Origin of the sequence: Motilimonas cestriensis, from assembly GCF_021295315.1 — a bacterium.
Classification (GTDB): domain Bacteria; phylum Pseudomonadota; class Gammaproteobacteria; order Enterobacterales; family CBDFNC01; genus Motilimonas; species Motilimonas cestriensis.
The window spans coordinates 1-22045 of the sequence record NZ_JAIMJA010000021.1 but is presented as its reverse complement, the minus strand read 5'-3'; the positions used below and the strand labels follow the sequence as shown (position 1 = coordinate 22045).

Genomic DNA, 22045 nt, shown 5'->3' with positions numbered 1-22045 from the left:
TATTAGATAGCAATCCTTTTTTTTGTGTTTGCACTATGCACCTCTATTCGTTAGGGCTTAATTATTATAAAACTGCGCAGCATTCCCGCTGCACTATTTGCCAGCGTAAAATACACACTTTGAAGTTTATAATCACCCATATAGATCAAAAAACAGGAAATTTAACCAAAAAATAACAACTATATAAAACTTCTCCCTAGCTAAAAGGCACTATTTCTTAGTTAGCGGATAAATGTGATAGCTTAAAGAGCGTTAGTAAATAATATTTATAATGATAAACACTCAATTACCCTTAATTGCAGCCAACACCTACGCAATCGCCACTCAATACAAGGCATTCACTTTACTTCTCTTACAGGAATAGCCACTATAACCACTGACTCAGGAGGTCATATACATATCTTTGAATGCCATGGTAAAACGGGTGAACACGCCACCATCACAGTGCAATCATTACATCCCACCCAATTAGGCAGTGTTAAATTTTCAGCTAATGATGATAACTTTGCCGTTACGCTACTGACGCAATGCCGTAGCGATTCAGCTGGATTCTTTAACTTACTCTCAGGCACAAAACCCTTATACATCGAACAATGGTTAGATTACCTAAAAGAACAGGATGAAATTAGCCATTATCGGCAAGAGGTCGTCGCGTTTGAGCCAGAGCAGTACTGTGAAAAATTATGCCTAGAGGATGAGCAAGCAGAGCATCTACTGGCGCTGCTTTATCAAGTGGGGGGATTTAATAAATTACAGGTATCACGTTTTATCAAACAACGTAAAAACCTCGCCTCGATGGCCACCCGATACAGTAAAGAAGACCTAGCTCGTTACCTCAAGCTAGGCGAGGCAATCAATTACATCTTACAAATCAAATCTCACAAGCCTAAATAGGCCGCTCATTTTATTAGAACGTAAATACAGCGCTCAATGCTTGTTGTGCGGCCTGCTTTATTGAGGCGATTTGTTGCACGGAATAGGGTTGGTTTGCACTGGCACCCCATACCACACCGGGCCAGCTTGGATCGGTTTCAAATCGCGCCACAACATGAATATGCAACTGTTTGACGACATTACCAATAGCGGCCACATTGAGTTTATCAGGCGTAAATTCAGCCTGCATAAACTGGCTAATCTGGTTAATTTGTTCTAATAGCCTTTGCTGCAAGCCTAAATCTAATTGATATAGCTCTGTGTGCGCCGTTTTCGGCACTAAAATGAACCATGGATAAGCCGCATTTTTTGATAGCAGCAATACACTCTGTGGCGACTCAGCAATTAGTTCACAATCTTGAACTAATCGTGAGTCGAGTTTGAAATCTTGCATAGGTAATTTGACCGATAGCTGTAAAGCTCACAGCTTACCTTAAGCTTAACTAAGCTGCACGGTAGCGAATAATCTCATTACTAATTTCAGGGTGCTGATCACGATGAATTTGAAACAAGTAGTCACGCAACGCCGCTGACTCCATGTCATCTTGATTCAGTTCATAGGCCACCGTTTGTTGGTCGACAAAGCGATTAACCTGTCCCGCTAAATCAATTTTTGAGCCATCCGGTAACAGTAAACTGTGCTGCTCTAGCTGCAACGGCACATGTTGATTCGCTTCCGTTAGCCCCAAAGATAAGCCCGATACGGATAAATCTTTTATGGCAAACGGAAGCCTTTCACCTGCAGGCGAAATCAAAGCGATGCCTTGTGCAGAGGCGCGCCAGTAGCGAAGTTGCTGGCCCGTTTCATAAATATCTGGCGTAGCAAAGCTCAAATGCGGCAGCCCTAATTCATTCTCGGTGATTTCGAGCGGAAAAACGAAATGGTGTTGGCCATATCTAGCCACCACTTGCAGTGTATTTGCTGTCCCTAACTGCTTTAAAAAACCTTGCTGATCAGATACGACTTCAAAACCTAAACTTTGACAGTTCTGCTCTAGCGGTTTTTCTAGCATTAGCTCAGAAAGAAAATCCATTTCTTCCGAGTTCAGGACAGCGTGTGATTTGTCCTGTTCCATGCTTTTTGCCCATTTGTCCCCGTTATAGGGGTTATATTATTGTATTTGTGGCGTTATTTTAACCTAGTACAAAAAATGAGCAACACGCTAAAGCTGGATTTCGATATTATTTATAATTTGTTGATTCTACATCTTTCATAATAGGCTAGTAGAGATATAAACCGAGATAACAGGTAATAAAATCAGCATTAACGCGCTGATTAGCAACCACCAGCTCTGCTTGTTCACTAAGCTCATCACTAAGGCGATCACTGCAGCAGCAACACAAATAGCAACAGAGAGTAAACTTCCTGAGCCATCTTCACTCGGGGAGAAGAAATAAAAGGAAATAAACAAACCTAATAACAGTAACACGGGAGGGATATAGCGCTTCAAATGTAAGTCCATCAAAATTGAAATAATTAATAAGGTGCGTCAGCGAGTAACTATCGCACCGGATACGAAGGAGGTGATCACATTACTCTTCGGGCTGCATCTCAACATCAACCACATAATCACCTTGAAGCCAGTTGCGGCCAATAAGTAGTTTGTAAGACATTTTTTTGCGATCGCTGAGGTTAACCACTACTTTTTTCGACTCACCCCGCCAGCTCAGTGACAGCTCAACTTGGTAGCGCTGCTCCTTAGCAATCGAATTTCGTATCGTTACTACATCAACAATTTGAGCTTGGTAAGTGCGAAACTCTTTTTTCTCATTCATGGTGGTAAAAGTCACCGTTTTACCGATATTTGCCTTCATCTTGCCAGCATCATTATTTACTTTGATGTCAAAGGCATGAATAGAAGTAGTATTAGCACCGGTATCAATACGGGTAAGGAATTTAAAATTATCAAGCTCAGTCACTTTAATGTATTCGACAGGCCCGACAGAACGCTTTTCCGCCACACTATAAAAGCTAGCAAACAAGCCGGACAAGCACATAAGTAACACTATTTTTTTCACGTTAATTCCTACTTCTTACAAATAATTAATGGCTCAATGACGATAATCATTACCCCCGCCAACTAGGCGCTCGATTTACAAATATCAACATAAGCTTTTACTGTGCGCTCGTAACCTTGCTGTAGCGATTCAACCACCAGCGCATGGCCAATAGACACTTCCTTAATATCAGGAATCGTTAAAAATAAATCTAGATTTTCTAAGCTAAGATCATGACCCGCATTAACCTCAAGCCCGAGTGCTTGTGCGGCTTTGGTCGCCTCGGAAAATTGGGCTAACACGGCATCTTGTTGCTCGGTTGCAAAAGCTTGTGCGTAAGACTCAGTATAGAGCTCAATGCGATCCGCGCCTGTCGCTTTGGCCAGTTCCATATCCGCCGCCACTGGATCCATAAAGATACTGCTGCGGATCCCCGCCGCCTTTAATTTCGCCACCACGCTTTTCACCAAATCAAAATCTTGGTGTAAGTTCCAACCGTGATCAGAAGTAATTTGATTCGGGTCATCGGGCACTAAAGTGCATTGATGTGGCTTTGCGTCCAACACCACCTGCATAAATTCATCACATGGGTAACCTTCAATATTGAGCTCAGCACCACTAAATTCCGCAGCTACCTGTTTTAACTCGTAAACGTCAGAGTAACGCGCATGACGCTGATCAGGTCTAGGATGCAAAGTAAGGCCATTAATACCTAATGCCAACCCTTGGCGAGCAAATTCAGCTACGCTTGGGTAATCTCGTCCACGGGAATTACGCAATAAGGCAATTTTATTGAAGTTAATGCTGAAAAACGTACTCATACTACTAGCCTTGTCCACCAAGTATTAAAGGACCTAAAAGATAGCATAGCTAGTTGTTAAAGGCAGGTATTACAGATATAAAAAAACCCGGCAAGCCGGGTTTTTTAAACTTCTAAAAAGTGATTATTTAATCACGTGAACAGAAGAAGTATTAGTTGTACCAGAATCAACAAGTGCACCTGATACCATTACGATGTTGTCGCCTGCTTTCGCTAGGTCTAACTCTTTCGCTAGTTTCATGCCTAATTGGTAGAAACAATCTGTGTTGTCCATCTTCTCAACGACTACTGGCGTTACACCTTTGCTTAAACATAACTGCTGCGCTGTTTTAGCGTTAGTAGTAATCGCAAGGATAGGCGCTTTAGGGAAGAATTTACGTACTGAACGAGCAGACTTGCCGCCTTCAGTAGCAACAACGATTAGACGTGAATCTAATTGTTCAGCCGTTTTAACTGCACCGCGACATACCGCTTGAGTGATGCTTTTCGCATCTGCATCTTGCTTGTATGCTTCAACGCGAGATTCCATGCGCTCATCTGTGCTGTTACAGATAGTTGCCATGATATCTACTGATTCTGCAGGGTATTTACCCTTAGCACTTTCACCAGAAAGCATTACCGCATCAGTACCATCGATGATTGCGTTAGCAACGTCACCCGCTTCTGCGCGCGTTGGACGTGGGTTTTTGATCATTGAGTCAAGCATTTGCGTAGCTGTGATAACTGGCTTACGTGCTAGGTTACATTTCTCAATCATCATTTTTTGCGCGAAGATTACTTCGTCAACTGCGATTTCAACACCTAGGTCACCACGAGCAACCATGATACCGTCAGACGCTTCTAAGATAGCATCGAAGTTATCAACACCTTCTTGGTTTTCGATTTTAGAGATGATTTGGATAGTCTCGCCACCGTTAGCTGCTAGCAGCTCACGGATTTCTTGTACGTCTTCAACCTTACGGATGAAAGAAGCAGCGATGAAATCAACACCTTGTTGACAACCGAATACTAGGTCCGCTTTATCTTTTTCAGATAGTGCAGGTAGCTTAACGCTAACGCCTGGAAGGTTAACGCCTTTGTTTTCGCCTAGCTCACCGTTGTTTTGCACTTCACATTTAACTTCAGTGTCAGTGATTGCAGTGACTTTAAGCGCGATTAGGCCGTCATCTAGTAATACCGTGTTGCCAACGCTTAGGTCTTTAGTTAGGCCAGGGTAAGTAACAGCAACCACTTTGTTGTTACCCACTACGCTTGCGTCAGTCGTCAGAGAAAACTCTTGACCTGCAACTAGTGCAACGTCGTTACCGCCTTCAAGTTTGATAGTGCGAATTTCAGGACCTTTAGTATCCAGTAAGATTGCAACTTTCTTACCTGTAATTTCAGATACTTCACGGATAGTGTTAATACGACCGCCATGCTCGTTGAAATCACCGTGTGAGAAGTTAAGTCTCATCACGTTCATGCCGTTAGCAACTAGCTTAGTTAGCATTTCTTTAGATTCAGATTTTGGACCGATAGTACAAACAATCTTAGTTTTTCTCACTTTTTCTCTCCGAGAGACGCTCTGCGTCATTGTAAAAACAAAACTTGCATTCCATGCATGCTCAAAGGGATTTTCCTGAAGGAAGACACCCAAAGATCGATGCTGCGATAAATTTTAGAAACTGAATTGTACTCGAATTCTGTTGTGAAATTACAACTTCAAGTCAATAAAAATGGCGAAAATGGCGAAATTGACGTAATTAATAAACTCGCACTTCCTCGCCAACATTACATTAGACAACTTTCGCTCATTTATCATCCAGCAGACACAAGTGTAAACACAAAACAAGGCCTGCAATATTGCGCTAGGCCCAATAATGTAACGATTTTTTTCAGTTTGAAAAATTGTTCTGGGCCGTCCACCAAGAGCAGAATAAGCCACTATTTTTAAATTAAAAATTCAGCATAAAACCAAACTAAAATGAAACTTAACAACCAAACTGAAACTAAAAACCAGTCGCAGCAATTCTTTTCATCCTTACAGTCATAAGGTAGCATGCGCCCCCCATTTTGTTCCGAGGTGATGTTATGTTTGTAGGCTTTGATTACGGTACGTCAAATTGTGCCATTGGTGCGTTTGAACAAGGGCAACCTAAACTCATTACCTTAGGGGAACAAGATGCGTTATTGCCCTCAACCTTATATGCTCCTGAGCGCGAAACAATCGTTGCTTGGTTAGCGCAAGCCCTACCTGATTCCAGTTTAAAAACAGACTGGTTAAAAAAACGAGGGCCCGCTATTTTAACCGGCAAACGCATCCAACAAGAGCTTAAACTCGATGGCATCGACACTAACCTGCACTTTGGCAGCGCGGCGCTACAACGCTATTTGGAGGAGCCGGAAGAGGGATATTACATCAAGTCTCCTAAATCCTTCTTAGGGGCAACCGGCCTTAACAGCATTCAGCTCGCGTTATTTGAAGATATCGTCACCGCCATGTTCTGCCACATCAAGCAACAAGCGGAGCAGCAACTGCAGCAAGACATCACGCAAACAGTGATTGGCCGCCCAGTTAACTTTCAAGGTTTACGCGGTGAGCAAAGCAACCAGCAAGCATTAAAAATACTGACTCAAGCGGGCTTAAAAGCCGGCTTTAAAGATATTGAATTTCAATTTGAACCGAACGCAGCAGGCTTTGCTTTTGAAGCAGAACTAAACCAAGACCAAAAAGTGCTCGTGGTCGATATTGGCGGCGGTACCACTGACATATCACTAATGGAAATGGGGCCAAGCTATAACCAGCTACTTGATCGCCAAGCGCAGATTTTGGGCCACTCGGGTGAACGGATCGGCGGCAACGACTTTGATATAAACTTTGCCCTGCGCGGGTTAATGCCACTATTTGGTTTAGACTCAGCGCTCACCACCGGCAAACCTATGCCTTCTAAGGCATTGTTTGATGCAGTAGCGATCAATGATGTCGGTAGCCAAACCCGTTTTTATAGCCGTGAAAACCAATTAGCCCTAAAAGAATTACGCAAAGATAGCCTTGTACCTGAGCAAATTCAGCGCTTAATGCACGTGCAACAGCATAAACAAAGCTACCAGCTAGTAAATACAGCTGAGCAGTCGAAAAAACGACTTTCTGAACTTAATAACCACTATGCGGATCTGGGTTACATCGAGTCTGGCTTAGGGTGTGATTTAAGCCAAGCGGCACTGGCGGTTGCCAGTAGCCCGTTACTAAGCCGTATTCAAGCTTTGATCGATGAAACTTTACTGCAAGCACAAGCCGAGCCCGATGTTATTTTCATTACCGGCGGCAGTGCCAAATCGCCAGTGATCACCCAGTTCCTGCAGCAACAATATCCTAGCACCAAACTAGTAGCGGGCGATCACTTTGGCAGTGTTACCGCAGGGCTCACACGCTGGTCTAAGCTGTGCTTCGCTTAATGCTTTAGGCACTTGCTATCAACATTGCTTTACCGCACTTTGCTGTCATAAAGCACGCTAACACCAAGCCAGTGGCGAAACGAGAATAAAGACGTTAACATAACTGTATATTTGATCAGTTATGTTAACGCCGTGAAACTCTATATTGCCGAAAAACCTAGCTTAGCCCGTGCCATTGCCGAGGTGATGCCCAAGCCACAACAAAAGGCTGAGGGTATGATCACGCTGCCCAATGGTGATTGCATTTCTTGGTGTATTGGTCATCTTCTGGAGCAAGCTGAGCCTGACCATTACGATGAGCAATATAAGAAATGGCGTTTAGAACACTTGCCTATCGCACCCGACGTGTGGCAACTAAAACCTAAAAAAGGCACCAGCAAACAATTAAGTATTCTTAAGAAACTAATAAAGAAAGCCGATCAAATCGTACACGCTGGCGATCCTGACCGCGAGGGACAACTACTGGTCGACGAAGTGATCAATCATGCCGGTATTAGCCAAACTAAACGCCAGCAAGTGCAGCGTTGTCTGATCAATGACTTAAATCCAAGTGCGGTAAAGCAAGCATTAGCCGACTTACGCAGTAACCAAGACTTTGTCTCCCTCTCCACCTCAGCATTGGCACGCAGCCGCGCCGACTGGCTCTATGGCATGAATATGACCCGCGCCTATACCATTCAAGGGCAGCAAGCGGGTTATCAAGGCGTACTTTCCGTTGGCCGTGTGCAAACCCCCTTGCTCGGATTAGTGGTGCGACGCGATTTAGACATTGAAAACTTTGTTAGTAAACCTTTCTATGAAGTGTTGGCACATTTACAAACCCATAGTAATGAAACCTTTACTGCCAAGTGGTTACCCAGCGACGCTTGCTTACCCTACCAAGACGAGCAAGGCCGCGTGCTGGTAAAAGGGTTAGCGGAAAAAGTGGTGGAAAAGATCCACCAGCAACCGGCAAAAGTGATCAGTAATAAGCAAGAGAAGAAACGCCAAGCCGCACCTTTGCCGTTTAGCTTATCCAGTTTACAAATTGAAGCTGCCAAGCGCTTTGCAATGAGCGCCAGCCAAGTGCTAGCCAGTTGTCAAAAACTGTATGAAGAATACAAGCTGATCACTTATCCGCGCTCTGATTGTCGCCACTTACCGGCCGAGCAACTCAAACAAGCCAGCGCCATTGGTCAGGTATTACTGCAAAATTTACCGCAACAACAAGCTCACATCGAACAAGCCAATTGGCAGCAAAAGAGTCGCTGTTGGAACGACAAAAAAGTCACCGCCCATCATGCCATTATTCCAACATTGAAAACCTACGCCGCAGATAAACTCGGCGCCAGTGAGCGCAAACTCTATGAGTTAATTGCACTGCAATATTTGGCGCAATTTTTCCCTGATTTTGAATATCAAAATCAAACCATCATGCTGGATATTAAAGGGGGTCAATTTTGCGCTAAAACAAAAGCAACGCTGGCCTTAGGCTGGAAGCAATTATTAAGCAAACCCAAACAGCAAGCTGAAGTGAACTTGCCAGTGGTAAAAGTGGGAGAAATACTCACTTGCGATCATGGTGAGCTAGTGGAAAAAAATACCCAGCCACCCGAGCATTTTACCGATGCCACCTTACTTGCTGCAATGACGGGAATTAGCCGCTACGTTATCGATGCGGACTTGCGTAAAATTTTAAAAGACACTGATGGCTTGGGCACAGAAGCGACCCGAGCCAGCATCATAGAGCTGTTGTTTAAGCGTGGTTTTTTGCAACGCAGCGGTAAGCAAATTACTGCTACCTTGGTCGGTAAGGCGTTAATATTAAGTTTACCGGAAGCATCAACTCGCCCTGATATGACGGCGCATTGGGAATACCAACTCGAAAAAATTTGCCAAAAAGAAGCAAGCTATCAGCACTTTATGAGCCAATTACTGAGCCAGCTAAATCAGCTAATCGAACAAGCTAAACACATGCCGAGCTCGGCTTTAAGCCAGTTAAAAGACATCACGCCGAAGAAAAAACCATTTCGTCAGTACAAGCGTAAAACCAGCACAGCAAAAAAGCCAAGCCGCACTAAGCTTAAATCCAGCAACCAATAAAGGGGATAAGCCGTGGCAGATTTAGCACTACTAGCAGAGGGACGCTTGACCAGCGGCGAGTTTCTTACCGCTCACTTGCTCGAGCAAGATAAGATCCAACTGAAAACTCATACCAATAGCATCGTGCTGCAGGTACAAGCGCAGCATATTGCATTACAGCATCAAACTGACGTGAGTATCTTGTCGGTCCATTGTGGTGGCTGGCAAGCCCAGTTTGAGCTGACGCCCGAGTCGGCCAGTGAGTTTAACGGATTATTAGTGCTGACTTAATGTTAACGCTCTGAGGCAAGACTTTTGCTCGGAAAAAAGAAGGCCCGATACAAACTTGCGTTCGTATCGGGCCATAGTCACTTCACCAGTCCTTGATGAATCAAGTGCTCCCTGCGCTCCCTGACTTATGCCTCTCCTAGGCTTCCTTCCCTCAATCCTTGAGTCGTCCCTCTGTCATCCTGACTAACAAATCATCCTGATTTGTCCTACTCTCCTTCCTGGAGGTGTCCTTTACAGCATCCTGCCGTGATTCCTTTTTTCTTCCTTGGCGGTCAACCATCCTAGCTAACCTTAGCTCCTTCCTAGAGCGAGTCCTATACAGCATCCTGCCGTGGTCCCTTTTCCTCCTTGACGGCCAACAATCCTCGTTAACCCTAGCTTCTTCCTAAAGCACGTCTTTACATGACCAACTATACGCGAATACATAAGGGAAAATACCTACTCAAAGCCTAATCGCAATCTGCACCAATGATTAAAAACAAATCACTACCAATAAAAACAATAACCTAGAAACTTAAATGAGAAATCCTCCAGCCAATAAAACGTCATATCGAGAGCAACTAAGGGAGTTATTCCATCACTTTAATAGTCAATATCGCACACCGACTTGTGTATTAAAATTTGCAGCCAGCGTTTACTCAGGAAAACCCAAATGAGTGCTCAGCTACGCCAATAAAAGCTTGTAATTTATATGACAGTTACCATCTCTCAGACCTAGATCACCAAATATCTAGGCTAAAAAATTGTGCCTTACTATTCCATGGTATAAGCTTAATTTGCCTTGTTTAACGAGGGCTAAAATGACCTTATACAAGTTAACTCTGCGCTATTTGTTGTGGTATACGCATTAACTAAATACCTAAATTGCTTGAGTTTCTTAAAACAACGGCTTTGATAGTTCGCCAGCCCCCGCTGGTAAAATTTAATGTTATGCAAGTAACAAAAGTTAAGTAAGAGAGAAATATGTCAGATCAAGTTGCAGGTACCGTTAAGTGGTTCAATGACGAAAAAGGTTTTGGTTTTATTGAGCGTGAAGGTGGCAAAGATGTGTTTGTTCACTTTAGTGCAATCAATGCTGGCGGTCGTAAGACCCTAGTTGAAGGCCAAAAAGTAATGATGGAAGTTGTTCAAGGCCAAAAAGGTCCACAAGCAGAAAACGTTACCCTGCTATAAATATTCTCACCGAAACTAAGATAAAATCCCCCCTTAGTTTCGGTTTTATGCTCTATTCGAAATTGTTCACCATACTTTCTTCGTGATGGATTGTTTTGTTAAAAAATATTTTATTGCCCATCTCTCGCATCTGGTTTCCGTTTCAGTATAATCGCCGCCATTAATTATCCCAGCCAGACCTAATAATGAATATTTTTCGCACCTCATTAGCCATTTTGGCCGCCTTGTCGGTTGGCGCAAGCTTTCAACTTGCAGCGCAAAGCAGCCCGTTAAAACAAGAAGTGACCCAGTTGCTACTTATGTTCGATAAAAGTAAATGCCACATTCAGCAAGGCGATAAACTTCTTTCCAGTCTTGATAGTAAAAAGCTGTTTAAGAAGCAGTTTCAAACCTACCAACAAGATATCCATAACACTGAAGACTTTATTCGTCTAGCAACATCACGCCACATGCTTACTGGCGAACAAATTATGCTTACCTGTAACAAACATACCAATTCCTTGAGCCAAGATTGGTTTAGCGAACAGCTAATACGCTACCGCATGACCAAAGCCAGTAAAGGCAATATGTTTTAATATTGCCTTTTAAGATTATTTAACCTTCACCTGATAACAAATAAGGGCCAAGCTCTTGCTCAAGCTGTGCTTGCAAGACCCCAACTTCAACAGGAATTCCGGCATCACGTAAAATTTGAATGCCGCGGCCTTGGTTTTTGACGTGACTATCGATCAAACCAACATACACCCGCTCTACCCCGCGCTCCACCATTGTTTTTGCGCAGGACGGCGTTCGTCCTACAAATGAGCATGGCTCTAAGGTGACAAACAAACTTACCCCTTGTAAGTCATTCAACTGCGCTAAAACCATGGCCTCGGCATGCATATTACCGGGCGGTTGGGTATGACCCATGGCAATGATCTCGCCGTCTTTAACCGCAACGCAGCCTACTGGAGGATTGGGCCTGCAAGCTGGTAAAGCGAGTTTGCCTTGCTCGATAGCCTGCTGCATAAAAAAGTCAATTTGTTCAGGTTTCATTGGTTAACCACGCAAGGATGTCAGGATGCTTAAATTGATAATCGAGAAAGTGTAGAATTTTTTGACTGGAAACACTGCGTAAAGCAAAACTGTTATCATCAGTAAACGTCGGCGGCGTTAGCCCTGAATGCTGGGTCGCCCGCACGTAAAAATGCGCTCGCGACGGCCCATTTTCAGTACTCAGATTATAAACATCCGCTTGCCAAGGCTTAGTTAGTAACTGACAAATAACGTCAATACAATCGTCTTGATGGATTAAGTTAGTCGGGGTTAATCCGCCACTCAAGTGCTTGCCTGCTAAAAACCGTGCTGGTGTTCTGTCTTTATTCACTAGGCCAGAAAAGCGCAAAATAATACTGGAAAACGCGGCTTGCATAGCTTGCTCAGCAGTAACCAGAGCCGAGTTTTGTTTTAACGGACTTTGCTCGGTTAATAAATAATTCCCTTCGGCATAAACCCCGGTTGAGCTAATAAACAAAACCTGGCGAACCTGCTGTTTTTGTAATGCCTGAATCAGTTGAGCTATTTGCTGCTCATATCGCTCTGGCTGCTGTGATTTACTACGTGGCGGCAGCATAATAATCACGGTTTCAGCTTGATCGCTCCATGCGGCTACATTACCAGTAACGTCATCATTGGCCACATTAATAGCATAAGCATCTAGACCCAGCTGCTTCAACCTTGCAACCTGCGCCTCATCACGTCGACAAACACTCACTGGCCAACCAGACTGCTGCAGTGCTAAAGCTAATGGTTCACCTAACCAGCCGCAGCCAAAAATAGCCACCTTTGCTTTTATCAATTTAATTTCCTTATTCGTTACAAACAGATGCCAACTCGGTATAGTCAAACTTAAACAAATTTTTCGGCTTTGTAATCATGACAATCACTAAATCAGCAACCCCAGTTAAGCATATCTGTTTTTCGATTACACATCACGGTTTTGGCCATGGCGCCATCAGTTGCGCGGTGATGGCACAATTACAAGCCCTCGCGCCAGGCATCAAATTAACCATTCTTTCAACCATTCCGCTTAGTTATTTTACGCCGCGATTGCAGCAACCATTTGACTTAATCCCCATAGGATCAGATTTTGGCATGGTCATGCACTCCGCAATTAGTGTTGACGTAGCCAGTAGCGAACGGCAATACACTCAACTACAGCAAGAATGGTCGGCAAAAGTGGCGGCTGAACAAGCGCTACTGGCAAACTTAAACCCTGATTTAGTGATAAGTAATATTTCGCCAATTACTTTAGCGGCAGCCCATAATTTAGCGATTCCCAGTATAAGTATTTGTCCATTTAATTGGTCTCAAATCTTAGCCAACTATAGTAACGACCCAGGGCTAACTAACGAGCTAATCCCCCTAATGGATCAAGCTTATGCCAGTGTGGTTAAGGCACTTAAACCTCAGCCTCATGTCCCAAACCCGAAATCATTAAATGAGCTAGCGATAGGCCCAATATGCCAAGCGGGCAATAAACAGCGCACAGCATTACGACAGGCGCTTGGGATCAGCCTTAATACAAAAATAGGTTTAATAGCATTAGGTGGATTAAGTGTGCCAATGGATCTTAGCCAATGGCCGGAAAAATCAGACTGGATCTGGTTAGTTGACCAAGCGTCACCAGCAGCTCGCACAGACATGCGACATTACACTGATACGGACATGGCCTTTTTGGATTTAGTTTTTAGTGTCGACCTTGTCATCACCAAACCAGGCTATGGCACTTATACCGAACTGGCGCTGGCAGGAACCAAAGCAATCACTCTGGCACGACCAGATTGGCCAGAAACGCCATACCTAAATCAGTTTTTATCACAATATATTAGTTGCAGTGAGATCCCCCTTGAACAATTGGTTAAAGCAGACTTTAATTCACTGATCGATAAAGTAATGGCAACCAGTAACCCGGCCGCGCCTACTTGGCACGCTGGTGCAAGCGAGGCCGCCGATTATATTCTGAAACTATAAGCGTAGAAAAACTGTCAGCTATATTTTGAACATCTATAAGCGTGGAAACACCTTATCAACGTCGGGATGAATATAAGGACGACCAACTTGGTTAAGCGAGGTGCCAGTGACCAATGCCGTTAATACGACCTTTTTATCACTTAACCTGACCACGGTTTGGCGAAAGGCAAAGCGCACCTTGCTTGGCCGCTCTGGCAAGACTTCAATATAAAATTCATCACCACTGGTCAGCGAGGCCTTGTAATCTAGCTCAGCCTTTACCACGACTAAATGTATCCCTGCAGCCGTTAATGCCGCAAAGTTAACTCCTTGTTCAAACAAGAATTCATGTCGGGCATGCTCTAAATAATTGAAATACACACCATTATTTACAATGCCTTGCATATCACATTCGTAATCGCGCACTTTAAACTGAAGACGAAAAGGCTGGCTCATTACTCAGATGTTCCTTTGTTACATAAAACGGTAGCTAATTTGAGGCTAGTGTTCAGTCTTGACACCAAATTGATAACTCTTTCTTTTCTTTTACTTTTTCATTCTCTTTCACGGCATTAAATCGTAAATATCGCACCCTCAGACGCCGCTTTATTTGTTTGCTTACCTTGTGCTTGCGTTGGTGGTACTTCATTTTATCAACCAGGCTGTGAACTCACCGCGCCATTATACTTAAACCCCTTGTAAATGCATGAGTTCGGTAAATTTAACGTGTAACAAAAACGAACACCGAAGTGTTCGCTAAGTAAATGAAGCTAAACGCTATAAAAGCACCATCGTTTTAAAATAACTTTCAGCTTGCCTGACAGGCATCTTCCATCCGAATGCGCTTCTTATCGCGCTGGTTAGCCCATTGATTTAATGCCACTGAACCAAGAATGATCACTAAGGCAATTAAGGTTGTATGACTAATTTGCTCATTCAGCCAAAGGGCGCCTAATAACATGCCAAATAGAGGCACCAAATAGTTACTAAAAGAAGCAAACGTTGGCCCACTCAACTGAATCAACGCCATAAATAAGAAGTAAACTAAGCCAGTACAAAATACACCTAAGGTTAACAAAGAAAGCACCGCGCTCGTTTCAGGGACGATCCCTGAAAAGTCTTGGCTTGCTAACGCGAGCACACTTAATTGAATAGCCGCACAAGTCAGAATATTACGAGCGACCAGTAAAGGGGCTTCAGTGGCAAAGCGTTTAATCATCAGCATACCTAAAGCAAAACAAGCGGCGCCCAAGAGGATCGCCAAAATCGGCCATAATAAACTAGAAGCTGCAGCAAGTTGCGGTGCAAACAACACTACAATCCCGACAAAACCAAGTGCAACGCTGATCATGCCCCATAATGAAATTCGCTCTGATTTTAACACCAAAGGAGCCAATAATAAGGTCATAAACGGAATGGTGCCCATGGTTACGGCAGCGACGGCACTATCAACGTATTGCTGGCCCCAGGCGACAAGCACGAAAGGCAAGGTGGCATCGAGTAAGGCGATGGACATATAGAGCGGCCAGTTAAATTTCTCACTTTTTAAGCCTAATATTCGACACACCAGTACCAAGGTGGCAAATCCACACAGCGCACGACTCGCAGCCACTACCAACGGCGGGAAAGCAATGAGCGCTTGGTGCATAAAAATAAATTGCGACCCCCATAGCAGACCAATACCTAATAAATACATGTAACTTCTCATTGCTTACTCTTTATTGATTGATAAACATTTAGTTCCGCATATTGTAATAACCACCAATGTATTCATAAAATGAATTATTAACATAAAGGTATGTGGAATATTAATATGTATAGCAAGCTCGACCTCAACCTACTGCGGGTATTCGATGTGTTGATTCAGCATCGAAACGTCACTCAGGCTGCACAAAAGTTACATTTATCCCAATCCACCGTTAGTCACGCCCTAGCAAGGTTACGCAACCAACTGGACGATCCTTTGTTTGTGCAAGTAGGAAGAGAGATGCAACCCACCGACAAGGCTTTGTTGATGGCCCCCGCGATTCAGCAGGCATTACTTTTAATCCAACAAGGTGTGAATAGCCAAGCCAGTTTCGACCCTGCACAAAATGCCAAACATTTTCGACTGGCGGTGGGAGGTGCCATTGAGCACACCTATATTGCGCCATTGATCCAATATTTGGGTGAATTTGGTTCGCACCTTAGATTAGATGTATTTGAATTAACCAGTAGTGACTACGAGAAAGAACTTGAACGAAAAGCCATTGATTTAGTGATAGGTTTTGCGGGAAGTGGCCATTTAAGCCCTAAATTAGTAAAGACACACTTACTCTCTAATCCTTTATCTTGCTTAACACCAAGCAACTTTATTACTGAGAAACAAGGTGAAATATCAGCCGAGGAGTTGGTCAGCTTACCGCATATTTACACCTCCAGCTGGGGACATTCCCAACAGCTGATGGATCAATACTTTGGACAACGCCAATTAACGCGAAAGATTGCAGCACAAGTGCCCACGTTTGCAGCAGTGCCGGGCTTACTCATGGGTGGAAACTACTTAGTCATGGTGCCGAAAATGGTTGCCGACCAGTTATGTCAACTCTACCCGATTAAGCAACTAACGTTAGGCACTGACGAAATTAATGTCTCCTATGAAATCGCTCAACACCCGCTAACCAGCCACGATGCAGCGATCAACTGGCTTAAACAAGCAATACTCGATATTTGTCAAAACAACTTGAAATGAAAAAAGGCACTTTCGTGCCTTTATAAAGCTTAAGCGTTAATAGTAAGTTAAGCCTTAGGGGCTTCGGCCTTCTTTAGCTCTGCGATTGTCTCTGCTGCTGCAATACGACGACCAAAGGTGGCAAAGATAGTTAAGGTTTTTGGCATGTCGGCATAGACATCATCAACCACAGGGAGCTGATCTTTAGGTGTATCTTTCAACATGGCTGGTAACTGCGGGTGGCCGGATAAAACCATTGAACCCAGTAAAGTTTGCGATACTAAAGATTTCGATTCATCATCCAAATTGGATAAACGATCTTGCCATAAGTCTGAAAGCCAGTGATAGCCTTGTAAAAAGCCAGCACAAAATGCCATTAACTCAACATTCGCATTATTATCTTTACAGTCACACACATCAGGGAAGGTAAAGCCCTCTGGAGCCTTTAACTCATCAACGGCATGCTTAAAGTAAACCATGATCTCTTGTAAAAAAGCATCACGTGCTTCAGGTGCGATTTCAGCACTGATTTTCTGATCGACAAATAACATTGGCCACCAGTCTTTGGTGGGAATTAACGCTGGCGCACTAACAATGGCAAAGGTAAAACCTTGCGCTTGTGTCGGCCCCATTACTTTGTCTGCCAAAGCAGGATGATTGATGGCTTTTATTAACGAAGATGTGCTGTACGACATGAGAAGTCCTTATTCATTCAACTGATTCGATAATAAAGCAAGCAGGGATGAGGCCCAACACAATCCACTAGATATGAGAGCCTGATCGCGATGCAATTCACTCATGCTTAGTTCTTGAGCAGCTCACCTTCATCTGATTTAGCCGACACATGAGTTAGCGGACTATTCGGCAGACAAAAACTACCGCAAAAGAATATAGCCGTTAACCCTAAGTACCCACCTAAAAGCTCAAAAAAGTTAGCTTGATAACTAAGGAATTTAGCAAGACCAAAAAACACAGCAATAAGCCAACCAGCTAATGAGATAGAAATAGATACGCGGAATAATAGCGCTTGTTCAACACTCTTAGCCAAAAGGTTTCCTTCACACAAGCCTCTAATGTTTGGCAAAACGCGACGAGAAATAAAATAGCCATTAAGTGTCACTAACGCGACCACTAACACCTTGACCCAGACTTTTTGGTTCATGATATATGCGGGATCTTCACTATAACCCTGCAGTAAAAAACCAATCCCCGATAGCCAAAGCACAGCCAAAGACCAGTTTATGGTACGATGCGCTAACTGAATAACTTCAAATAAATCATAACTAAAATTACGAAAGCGACGTGAAATAAGCAGTTCGGTCATTATCATGGCGCCGATAGCCGCTGCTAAGCTCAGTATATGAGCATACAGTAGTACAATTTTCATGCTGAAATCCTTTTCAGTAAAACCAAACCCAGCACTCCTTGCTAGGCAAGCCACTTTACCAAGATACGAACCAACAACAAACTATAGCCGGCAGCACGTTGCTAACCTTTGAGTAAACGTCACATTATTATTACAACCCAGTAACACGAAACCGATTAAAGCCGATACTGACAATTTACGTAACAACAGCAAGCGCGGTTACATACCCTAAATAAGAGAAATGATAAAAGATAGATAAGAATAATTGCTCAAAAAACAGCCAAAGATATAAAAATAGTTTACACTCTGCGCTATCATTTATACGGCGCGGTGTATGTGACAAAAAGATGAAACTGGTGATCTGGTGCCATTTTCCTGCCAATTCTGAGAAAGGTAACCATAAAAACCAGCTTATTTTCACTTTTTTTGTGAGCTACAGCATAAATATCGAGCATTTCGTGACCATATATCATATAATATCGCGCTTTTTCAATTATCCACTCGCATCAGAGGTTACATGTCCATAGAAACTCCTTCATTTAATGAATTACACCTTCCTGAACCTATCTTGAGAGCCTTGGTAGAACTCGGCTATGAAACTCCTTCTCCTATTCAGGCTCAGTGTATTCCATTGTTACTGGACGGAGCGGACGTGTTAGGTATGGCGCAAACCGGTACCGGTAAAACAGCCGCATTTGCATTGCCTTTATTGGCAAATATCGACCTAAAAAGTAATAAGCCACAAGTTTTAGTGTTAGCGCCTACTCGCGAACTAGCGATTCAAGTAGCAGAAGCATTCCAAGCCTACTCACGTCATCTGCCCAACTTCCATGTATTGCCAATTTACGGCGGTCAAAACTATAGCCTGCAATTTAAATCACTTAAACGTGGTGCGCAGGTTGTTGTCGGCACACCGGGTCGCATCATGGATCACCTTAAGCGTGGCACATTAGATCTGTCAGAACTGAAAGCTATGGTATTAGATGAAGCCGACGAAATGCTGCGCATGGGCTTTATCGATGATGTTGAAACCATCATGGCTGAAACACCATCAGAGCGTCAGACGGCCTTATTCTCAGCAACGATGCCAGACCAAATTCGTCGCATTACCAAACGTTACATGCGCGCGCCTACTGAGATTAAGATCAAGGCAAAAACGTCAACCGTTGAAAATATCGAGCAAAAAGCTTGGATGGTCAGTGGTGTTAACAAGCTAGACGCACTAACTCGCATGCTGGAAACAGAAGAGTTTGATGGCGTAATCATCTTTGCTCGTACCAAAACAGCAACAGTAGAACTAGCAGAAAAATTAGAAGCGCGTGGTTACCGCAGTTCAGCACTTAACGGTGATATGAACCAAGTATTACGTGAGCGCACCGTTTCGCGCTTAAAAGAAGGCACACTGGACATTCTAGTAGCTACCGACGTAGCAGCACGTGGCCTTGATGTTGAGCGTATCAGCTTAGTCGTTAACTACGACATTCCAACCGACACGGAATCATACGTTCACCGTATTGGTCGTACGGGTCGTGCTGGCCGTACTGGTAAAGCTATTTTGTTCGTGGCACCACGTGAGCGTCGTTTACTTAGCGCTATCGAACGCGCAACGCGTCAGCCTATTACGATGATGTCATTGCCGACACGCGATGAAGTGACGCAAAAACGTATTGAGTCTTTCCAGACTGATATCCAGAAGGTTATCGAAGCTGAAAGCATGGAATTCTACAACCAGCTAGTGGACCAAATGTCTGCCGAGCTTGAGTTGAGCAAAGAAAACATGGCAGCTGCTTTACTGTATATGGCACAGAAAGATAAGCCATTCCAACTGCCACCTGAAGAGCCATCTCGTGAACGCTTTAGTAGTGGTCGTGAAGACCGCCCTCGTCGTGAGCGTAGTCCGCGAGGCGATCGCCCAGAGCGTGGTGAACGTCCAGAGCGTGGCGAACGTCGTCGTCCCGATGTCCCCCTTGATACTTTCCGTATCGAAGTAGGCCGTGAGCACGGTGTACAAGTTAAAAATATCGTTGGCGCGATTGCTAACGAAGGTAACATGAATAGCCGCTTTATTGGTGATATCGTATTACATGACGACCATTCGACCGTGCAACTACCACAAGATATGCCAGCCGACCTACTGAAACACTTCCAAAAGGTGTACATTTGTTCGCAACAAATAAAAATGCACAAGGTTGATGATGCAGGTACGTTTAACAAACCTCGTCGCCGTGCCCCAAAGAAACGCGACCCGCGTAAAGACTAATTATTCTGCGATAATCTAATTCTAAAACCGTCCATGTGACGGTTTTTTTATATCTCAAATAAGCAAAATGTGCTTTCCATCCAATTGATATCAATCAACTCAGATTAAGACATGGAATGTATCTATACTAAACTATAAAATCACCAGTACGTAGTAGCGAGCGCAGCATAAATTGTTGCCGCATCGTTTGACTATCATGTTTATCATAGGCAAGGTTGAGAGCAGATTATGGTTATAGACAGCGAAGGTTATATTCAACTCATACATTTTTTGACTGACAATCTCGCCTTATTTGAAAGCAAAGGTTGTGCAACTCAAGAAGATTCCGTTGCTGAATATGTTTCAGACCTGATCGCTGAAAGTGTCATGCGGGTGTGCATTCAACACGAACACCTCGACAGTACTCATCGTTTTGAGGTCGTTCGAGAGACGGATGCTATCGTACATGATCTAGAAGAAGTACTGTCTACTGTTTGGCATCAAGCCCCAACCCCGCAGCAAAAAGAGTTTCTGACTGAGTTCATTGGCTTGATCAAAAATTTGTTCGACACTGAACTACGTAAGTTTGATTGAAGCGAACTATTTAACGCTTCAATCAAATGATTGTTGCACTATGGTACAGAGTGTCCCATAGAGGCTTGCCAGATACTAAACCACTGCTGGCGATCTAACTTAATGTGCTCTGATAATACGGTAGTACGGGAGCGCTCAATACGCCCTGAGCCGATGATAGGTAAAACTTGAACTGGTAGCGCTAGTAGCCAAGCGTATATCACTTGATCCATATTATCTGCCCCCAACTCTTTCGAAATGCGAACTAATACCTCACGCAGTCTTATTGCTTGCTCAGTCTGTGCGGTAAAAATGTCCCCACCCGCTAAACAAGACCAAGCCATAGGTGCAATATTGTGTTGTTGGCAATAGTCTAATGAGCCATCATGTAACGACTGCATGTTTAAAGGCGATATTTCGATTTGGTTCGTGACTAATTCAAAATCTAACCGCGATTGCAGCAGGCTAAACTGTGATGCACTGAAATTTGACACACCAAAGTGCTTTACCTTCCCGCTTTGTTGTAATTTTGCGAAAGCTTCGGCAACCTCATCAGCATTCATTAGAGGATCAGGTCGATGGATCAGTAACAAATCGAGCTGCTCTGTGCCAAGATTCTGCAAAGATTGCTCGACTGAATAGAGGATATGTTGCATTGTTGTGTCATAGTGATTGACATATCGATCGGGAGTACAATCAAAAGCGGGCTTTATGCCACACTTGGAAACTAACTCAATCTTACTTCTAAGTTCAGGATTTAGCTTTAACGCACGCCCAAATGCAGCTTCACACTGATATTGACCATAGATATCAGCATGATCCATGGTCGTGATACCAAGCTCTATATTCTGTTCGATAAACGTCAGCATGTCTTGATCGGATTTATTCCAATCTAATGCGCGCCAAAAGCCTGCCACAAATCGCGAAAACTCAGGTCCCTGACTTCCTAATTTTATTCTTGATACTGTCATTACACTCACCGCCTTAGCTCTCAAAAGATAACAATAGCCTAGCAGTTGAGTGTGAAATTTAGACAGTATTTACCCGGAATAATAAATAATTGTGTGAAAGATCAACTGGAAGCAGCTTATAAATTAGACAAGGTAGTTAACCTCAGCTCCATTTAAGTCTATCGGCTAAATAAATAGTATGTTTTTACTACAAAAATCGTTTTCAGAGATGAGAACGCAACGCGTATGAGAATAGAGAGCCAAATAATCTCAAGGTGCAGAGTTCAGCACTAGGGAGGAGTGGGAGTGAATTTTTTCTGCAGACGTAAAAAAGCCCGACTCTTTCGAATCGGGCTTTCTACTGCTCATAATGAGCTAAATTGGCGCTTGGCGGTGTCCTACTCTCACATGGGGAAACCCCACACTACCATCGGCGCTGCTGCGTTTCACTTCTGAGTTCGGCATGGATTCAGGTGGTTCCACAGCGCTATTGCCGCCAAGCATA

At 43.6% G+C, this 22045-nt stretch carries 23 protein-coding genes and 1 rRNA gene; 10 read left to right on the top strand and 14 right to left on the bottom strand.

Annotated features, from left to right (window positions below):
* Window positions 1-444 precede the first annotated feature (444 nt).
* Window positions 445-894: a hypothetical protein gene (locus K6Y31_RS17385; RefSeq protein WP_233054203.1), complete on the top strand. Its 450-nt coding sequence runs from the start codon at window positions 445-447 to the stop codon at window positions 892-894.
* A 13-nt stretch (window positions 895-907) separates the two neighbouring features.
* On the opposite strand, the gene K6Y31_RS17380 is transcribed toward K6Y31_RS17385, so the two are convergent.
* From K6Y31_RS17380 to pykF, 6 genes are all read right to left on the bottom strand, one after another.
* Window positions 908-1327, bottom strand: a complete 420-nt coding sequence (locus tag K6Y31_RS17380; RefSeq protein WP_233054202.1) for an HIT domain-containing protein — start codon at window positions 1325-1327, stop codon at window positions 908-910.
* Between the two features lie 49 nt (window positions 1328-1376).
* Window positions 1377-2009: a PilZ domain-containing protein gene (locus K6Y31_RS17375; RefSeq protein ID WP_233054201.1), complete on the bottom strand. Its 633-nt coding sequence runs from the start codon at window positions 2007-2009 to the stop codon at window positions 1377-1379.
* 135 nt (window positions 2010-2144) lie between these two features.
* Complete coding sequence (locus tag K6Y31_RS17370) at window positions 2145-2384, bottom strand: hypothetical protein (protein ID WP_233054200.1); 240 nt, start codon at window positions 2382-2384, stop codon at window positions 2145-2147.
* A gap of 82 nt (window positions 2385-2466) precedes the next feature.
* A complete protein-coding gene (locus K6Y31_RS17365) occupies window positions 2467-2952 on the bottom strand; it encodes an ATP-dependent zinc protease family protein (protein WP_233054199.1) in 486 nt (161 codons plus the stop codon).
* 62 nt (window positions 2953-3014) lie between these two features.
* Window positions 3015-3752: a pyridoxine 5'-phosphate synthase gene (locus K6Y31_RS17360; protein WP_233054198.1), complete on the bottom strand. Its 738-nt coding sequence runs from the start codon at window positions 3750-3752 to the stop codon at window positions 3015-3017.
* Window positions 3753-3875: 123 nt separating this feature from the next.
* Window positions 3876-5294 carry a pyruvate kinase PykF gene (gene pykF, locus K6Y31_RS17355; protein WP_233054197.1) on the bottom strand — a complete coding sequence of 473 codons (1419 nt, stop codon included), beginning with the start codon at window positions 5292-5294 and terminating at the stop codon, window positions 3876-3878.
* Between the two features lie 527 nt (window positions 5295-5821).
* Between pykF and yegD the strand changes: the two genes are divergently transcribed.
* The 5 genes from yegD (at window position 5822) to K6Y31_RS17330 (ending at window position 11286) form a co-directional block, all read left to right on the top strand.
* Complete coding sequence (yegD, locus tag K6Y31_RS17350; protein WP_233054196.1) at window positions 5822-7186, top strand: molecular chaperone; 1365 nt, start codon at window positions 5822-5824, stop codon at window positions 7184-7186.
* A 132-nt stretch (window positions 7187-7318) separates the two neighbouring features.
* Window positions 7319-9268, top strand: a complete 1950-nt coding sequence (locus tag K6Y31_RS17345) for a DNA topoisomerase III (protein ID WP_233054195.1) — start codon at window positions 7319-7321, stop codon at window positions 9266-9268.
* A 12-nt stretch (window positions 9269-9280) separates the two neighbouring features.
* The gene (locus tag K6Y31_RS17340) at window positions 9281-9538 is read left to right on the top strand and encodes a hypothetical protein (RefSeq protein ID WP_233054194.1); all 258 of its coding nucleotides are present in this window, start codon (window positions 9281-9283) and stop codon (window positions 9536-9538) included.
* 963 nt (window positions 9539-10501) lie between these two features.
* Window positions 10502-10711 carry a cold-shock protein gene (locus tag K6Y31_RS17335; RefSeq protein WP_232803843.1) on the top strand — a complete coding sequence of 70 codons (210 nt, stop codon included), beginning with the start codon at window positions 10502-10504 and terminating at the stop codon, window positions 10709-10711.
* A gap of 185 nt (window positions 10712-10896) precedes the next feature.
* A complete protein-coding gene (locus K6Y31_RS17330) occupies window positions 10897-11286 on the top strand; it encodes a DUF5329 family protein (protein ID WP_233054193.1) in 390 nt (129 codons plus the stop codon).
* Window positions 11287-11305: 19 nt separating this feature from the next.
* Here K6Y31_RS17330 and K6Y31_RS17325 read toward each other — a convergent pair whose 3' ends face one another.
* Both K6Y31_RS17325 and K6Y31_RS17320 read right to left on the bottom strand, forming a co-directional pair.
* Window positions 11306-11746 carry a bifunctional diaminohydroxyphosphoribosylaminopyrimidine deaminase/5-amino-6-(5-phosphoribosylamino)uracil reductase RibD gene (locus tag K6Y31_RS17325; RefSeq protein ID WP_233054192.1) on the bottom strand — a complete coding sequence of 147 codons (441 nt, stop codon included), beginning with the start codon at window positions 11744-11746 and terminating at the stop codon, window positions 11306-11308.
* Entirely contained in the window at window positions 11736-12548 is an 813-nt protein-coding gene (locus K6Y31_RS17320) for an NAD(P)H-binding protein (protein ID WP_233054191.1), read from the bottom strand. Before K6Y31_RS17320 ends, K6Y31_RS17325 begins: the two co-directional genes overlap by 11 nt.
* A gap of 77 nt (window positions 12549-12625) precedes the next feature.
* Between K6Y31_RS17320 and K6Y31_RS17315 the strand changes: the two genes are divergently transcribed.
* Window positions 12626-13723 carry a glycosyltransferase family protein gene (locus tag K6Y31_RS17315; protein WP_233054190.1) on the top strand — a complete coding sequence of 366 codons (1098 nt, stop codon included), beginning with the start codon at window positions 12626-12628 and terminating at the stop codon, window positions 13721-13723.
* Between the two features lie 33 nt (window positions 13724-13756).
* Here K6Y31_RS17315 and K6Y31_RS17310 read toward each other — a convergent pair whose 3' ends face one another.
* Together K6Y31_RS17310 and K6Y31_RS17305 are read right to left on the bottom strand one after the other, a co-directional pair.
* Complete coding sequence (locus K6Y31_RS17310) at window positions 13757-14158, bottom strand: acyl-CoA thioesterase (RefSeq protein WP_233054189.1); 402 nt, start codon at window positions 14156-14158, stop codon at window positions 13757-13759.
* 352 nt (window positions 14159-14510) lie between these two features.
* Complete coding sequence (locus tag K6Y31_RS17305; RefSeq protein ID WP_233054188.1) at window positions 14511-15410, bottom strand: DMT family transporter; 900 nt, start codon at window positions 15408-15410, stop codon at window positions 14511-14513.
* 105 nt (window positions 15411-15515) lie between these two features.
* Here K6Y31_RS17305 and K6Y31_RS17300 point away from each other — a divergent pair, with 105 nt between their 5' ends.
* Window positions 15516-16433, top strand: coding sequence for a LysR family transcriptional regulator (locus tag K6Y31_RS17300; protein ID WP_233054187.1), 918 nt, complete (start codon window positions 15516-15518; stop codon window positions 16431-16433).
* A 47-nt stretch (window positions 16434-16480) separates the two neighbouring features.
* Here the strand turns inward: K6Y31_RS17300 and K6Y31_RS17295 are convergent, their stop codons facing one another.
* Entirely contained in the window at window positions 16481-17107 is a 627-nt protein-coding gene (locus K6Y31_RS17295) for a YecA/YgfB family protein (protein ID WP_233054186.1), read from the bottom strand.
* Between the two features lie 107 nt (window positions 17108-17214).
* Entirely contained in the window at window positions 17215-17799 is a 585-nt protein-coding gene (locus K6Y31_RS17290) for a hypothetical protein (RefSeq protein WP_233054185.1), read from the bottom strand.
* A 496-nt stretch (window positions 17800-18295) separates the two neighbouring features.
* Here K6Y31_RS17290 and K6Y31_RS17285 point away from each other — a divergent pair, with 496 nt between their 5' ends.
* Together K6Y31_RS17285 and K6Y31_RS17280 are read left to right on the top strand one after the other, a co-directional pair.
* Entirely contained in the window at window positions 18296-20038 is a 1743-nt protein-coding gene (locus K6Y31_RS17285) for a DEAD/DEAH box helicase (RefSeq protein ID WP_233054184.1), read from the top strand.
* Between the two features lie 228 nt (window positions 20039-20266).
* Window positions 20267-20611 (top strand): DUF3802 family protein, encoded by a 345-nt coding sequence (locus K6Y31_RS17280; RefSeq protein WP_233054183.1) that lies wholly within the window; start codon window positions 20267-20269, stop codon window positions 20609-20611.
* A gap of 38 nt (window positions 20612-20649) precedes the next feature.
* On the opposite strand, the gene K6Y31_RS17275 is transcribed toward K6Y31_RS17280, so the two are convergent.
* Both K6Y31_RS17275 and rrf read right to left on the bottom strand, forming a co-directional pair.
* Complete coding sequence (locus K6Y31_RS17275) at window positions 20650-21561, bottom strand: aldo/keto reductase (RefSeq protein WP_233054182.1); 912 nt, start codon at window positions 21559-21561, stop codon at window positions 20650-20652.
* Window positions 21562-21925: 364 nt separating this feature from the next.
* Window positions 21926-22041: ribosomal RNA gene (gene rrf, locus K6Y31_RS17270) — 5S ribosomal RNA — on the bottom strand.
* Between the last annotated feature and the right edge of the window lie 4 nt (window positions 22042-22045).

What these genes read in the sequence shown, in the direction of transcription:
- K6Y31_RS17380 (WP_233054202.1), bottom strand. Translation starts at nt 1,327, where the DNA reads ATGCAAGATTTCAAACTCGACTCACGATTAGTTCAAGATTGTGAACTA.
- K6Y31_RS17375 (WP_233054201.1), bottom strand. Translation starts at nt 2,009, where the DNA reads ATGGAACAGGACAAATCACACGCTGTCCTGAACTCGGAAGAAATGGAT.
- K6Y31_RS17360 (WP_233054198.1), bottom strand. Translation starts at nt 3,752, where the DNA reads ATGAGTACGTTTTTCAGCATTAACTTCAATAAAATTGCCTTATTGCGT.
- yegD (WP_233054196.1), top strand. Translation starts at nt 5,822, where the DNA reads ATGTTTGTAGGCTTTGATTACGGTACGTCAAATTGTGCCATTGGTGCG.
- K6Y31_RS17335 (WP_232803843.1), top strand. Translation starts at nt 10,502, where the DNA reads ATGTCAGATCAAGTTGCAGGTACCGTTAAGTGGTTCAATGACGAAAAA.
- K6Y31_RS17330 (WP_233054193.1), top strand. Translation starts at nt 10,897, where the DNA reads ATGAATATTTTTCGCACCTCATTAGCCATTTTGGCCGCCTTGTCGGTT.
- K6Y31_RS17325 (WP_233054192.1), bottom strand. Translation starts at nt 11,746, where the DNA reads ATGAAACCTGAACAAATTGACTTTTTTATGCAGCAGGCTATCGAGCAA.
- K6Y31_RS17315 (WP_233054190.1), top strand. Translation starts at nt 12,626, where the DNA reads ATGACAATCACTAAATCAGCAACCCCAGTTAAGCATATCTGTTTTTCG.
- K6Y31_RS17310 (WP_233054189.1), bottom strand. Translation starts at nt 14,158, where the DNA reads ATGAGCCAGCCTTTTCGTCTTCAGTTTAAAGTGCGCGATTACGAATGT.
- K6Y31_RS17305 (WP_233054188.1), bottom strand. Translation starts at nt 15,410, where the DNA reads ATGAGAAGTTACATGTATTTATTAGGTATTGGTCTGCTATGGGGGTCG.
- K6Y31_RS17300 (WP_233054187.1), top strand. Translation starts at nt 15,516, where the DNA reads ATGTATAGCAAGCTCGACCTCAACCTACTGCGGGTATTCGATGTGTTG.
- K6Y31_RS17295 (WP_233054186.1), bottom strand. Translation starts at nt 17,107, where the DNA reads ATGTCGTACAGCACATCTTCGTTAATAAAAGCCATCAATCATCCTGCT.
- K6Y31_RS17290 (WP_233054185.1), bottom strand. Translation starts at nt 17,799, where the DNA reads ATGAAAATTGTACTACTGTATGCTCATATACTGAGCTTAGCAGCGGCT.
- K6Y31_RS17285 (WP_233054184.1), top strand. Translation starts at nt 18,296, where the DNA reads ATGTCCATAGAAACTCCTTCATTTAATGAATTACACCTTCCTGAACCT.
- K6Y31_RS17280 (WP_233054183.1), top strand. Translation starts at nt 20,267, where the DNA reads ATGGTTATAGACAGCGAAGGTTATATTCAACTCATACATTTTTTGACT.
- K6Y31_RS17275 (WP_233054182.1), bottom strand. Translation starts at nt 21,561, where the DNA reads ATGACAGTATCAAGAATAAAATTAGGAAGTCAGGGACCTGAGTTTTCG.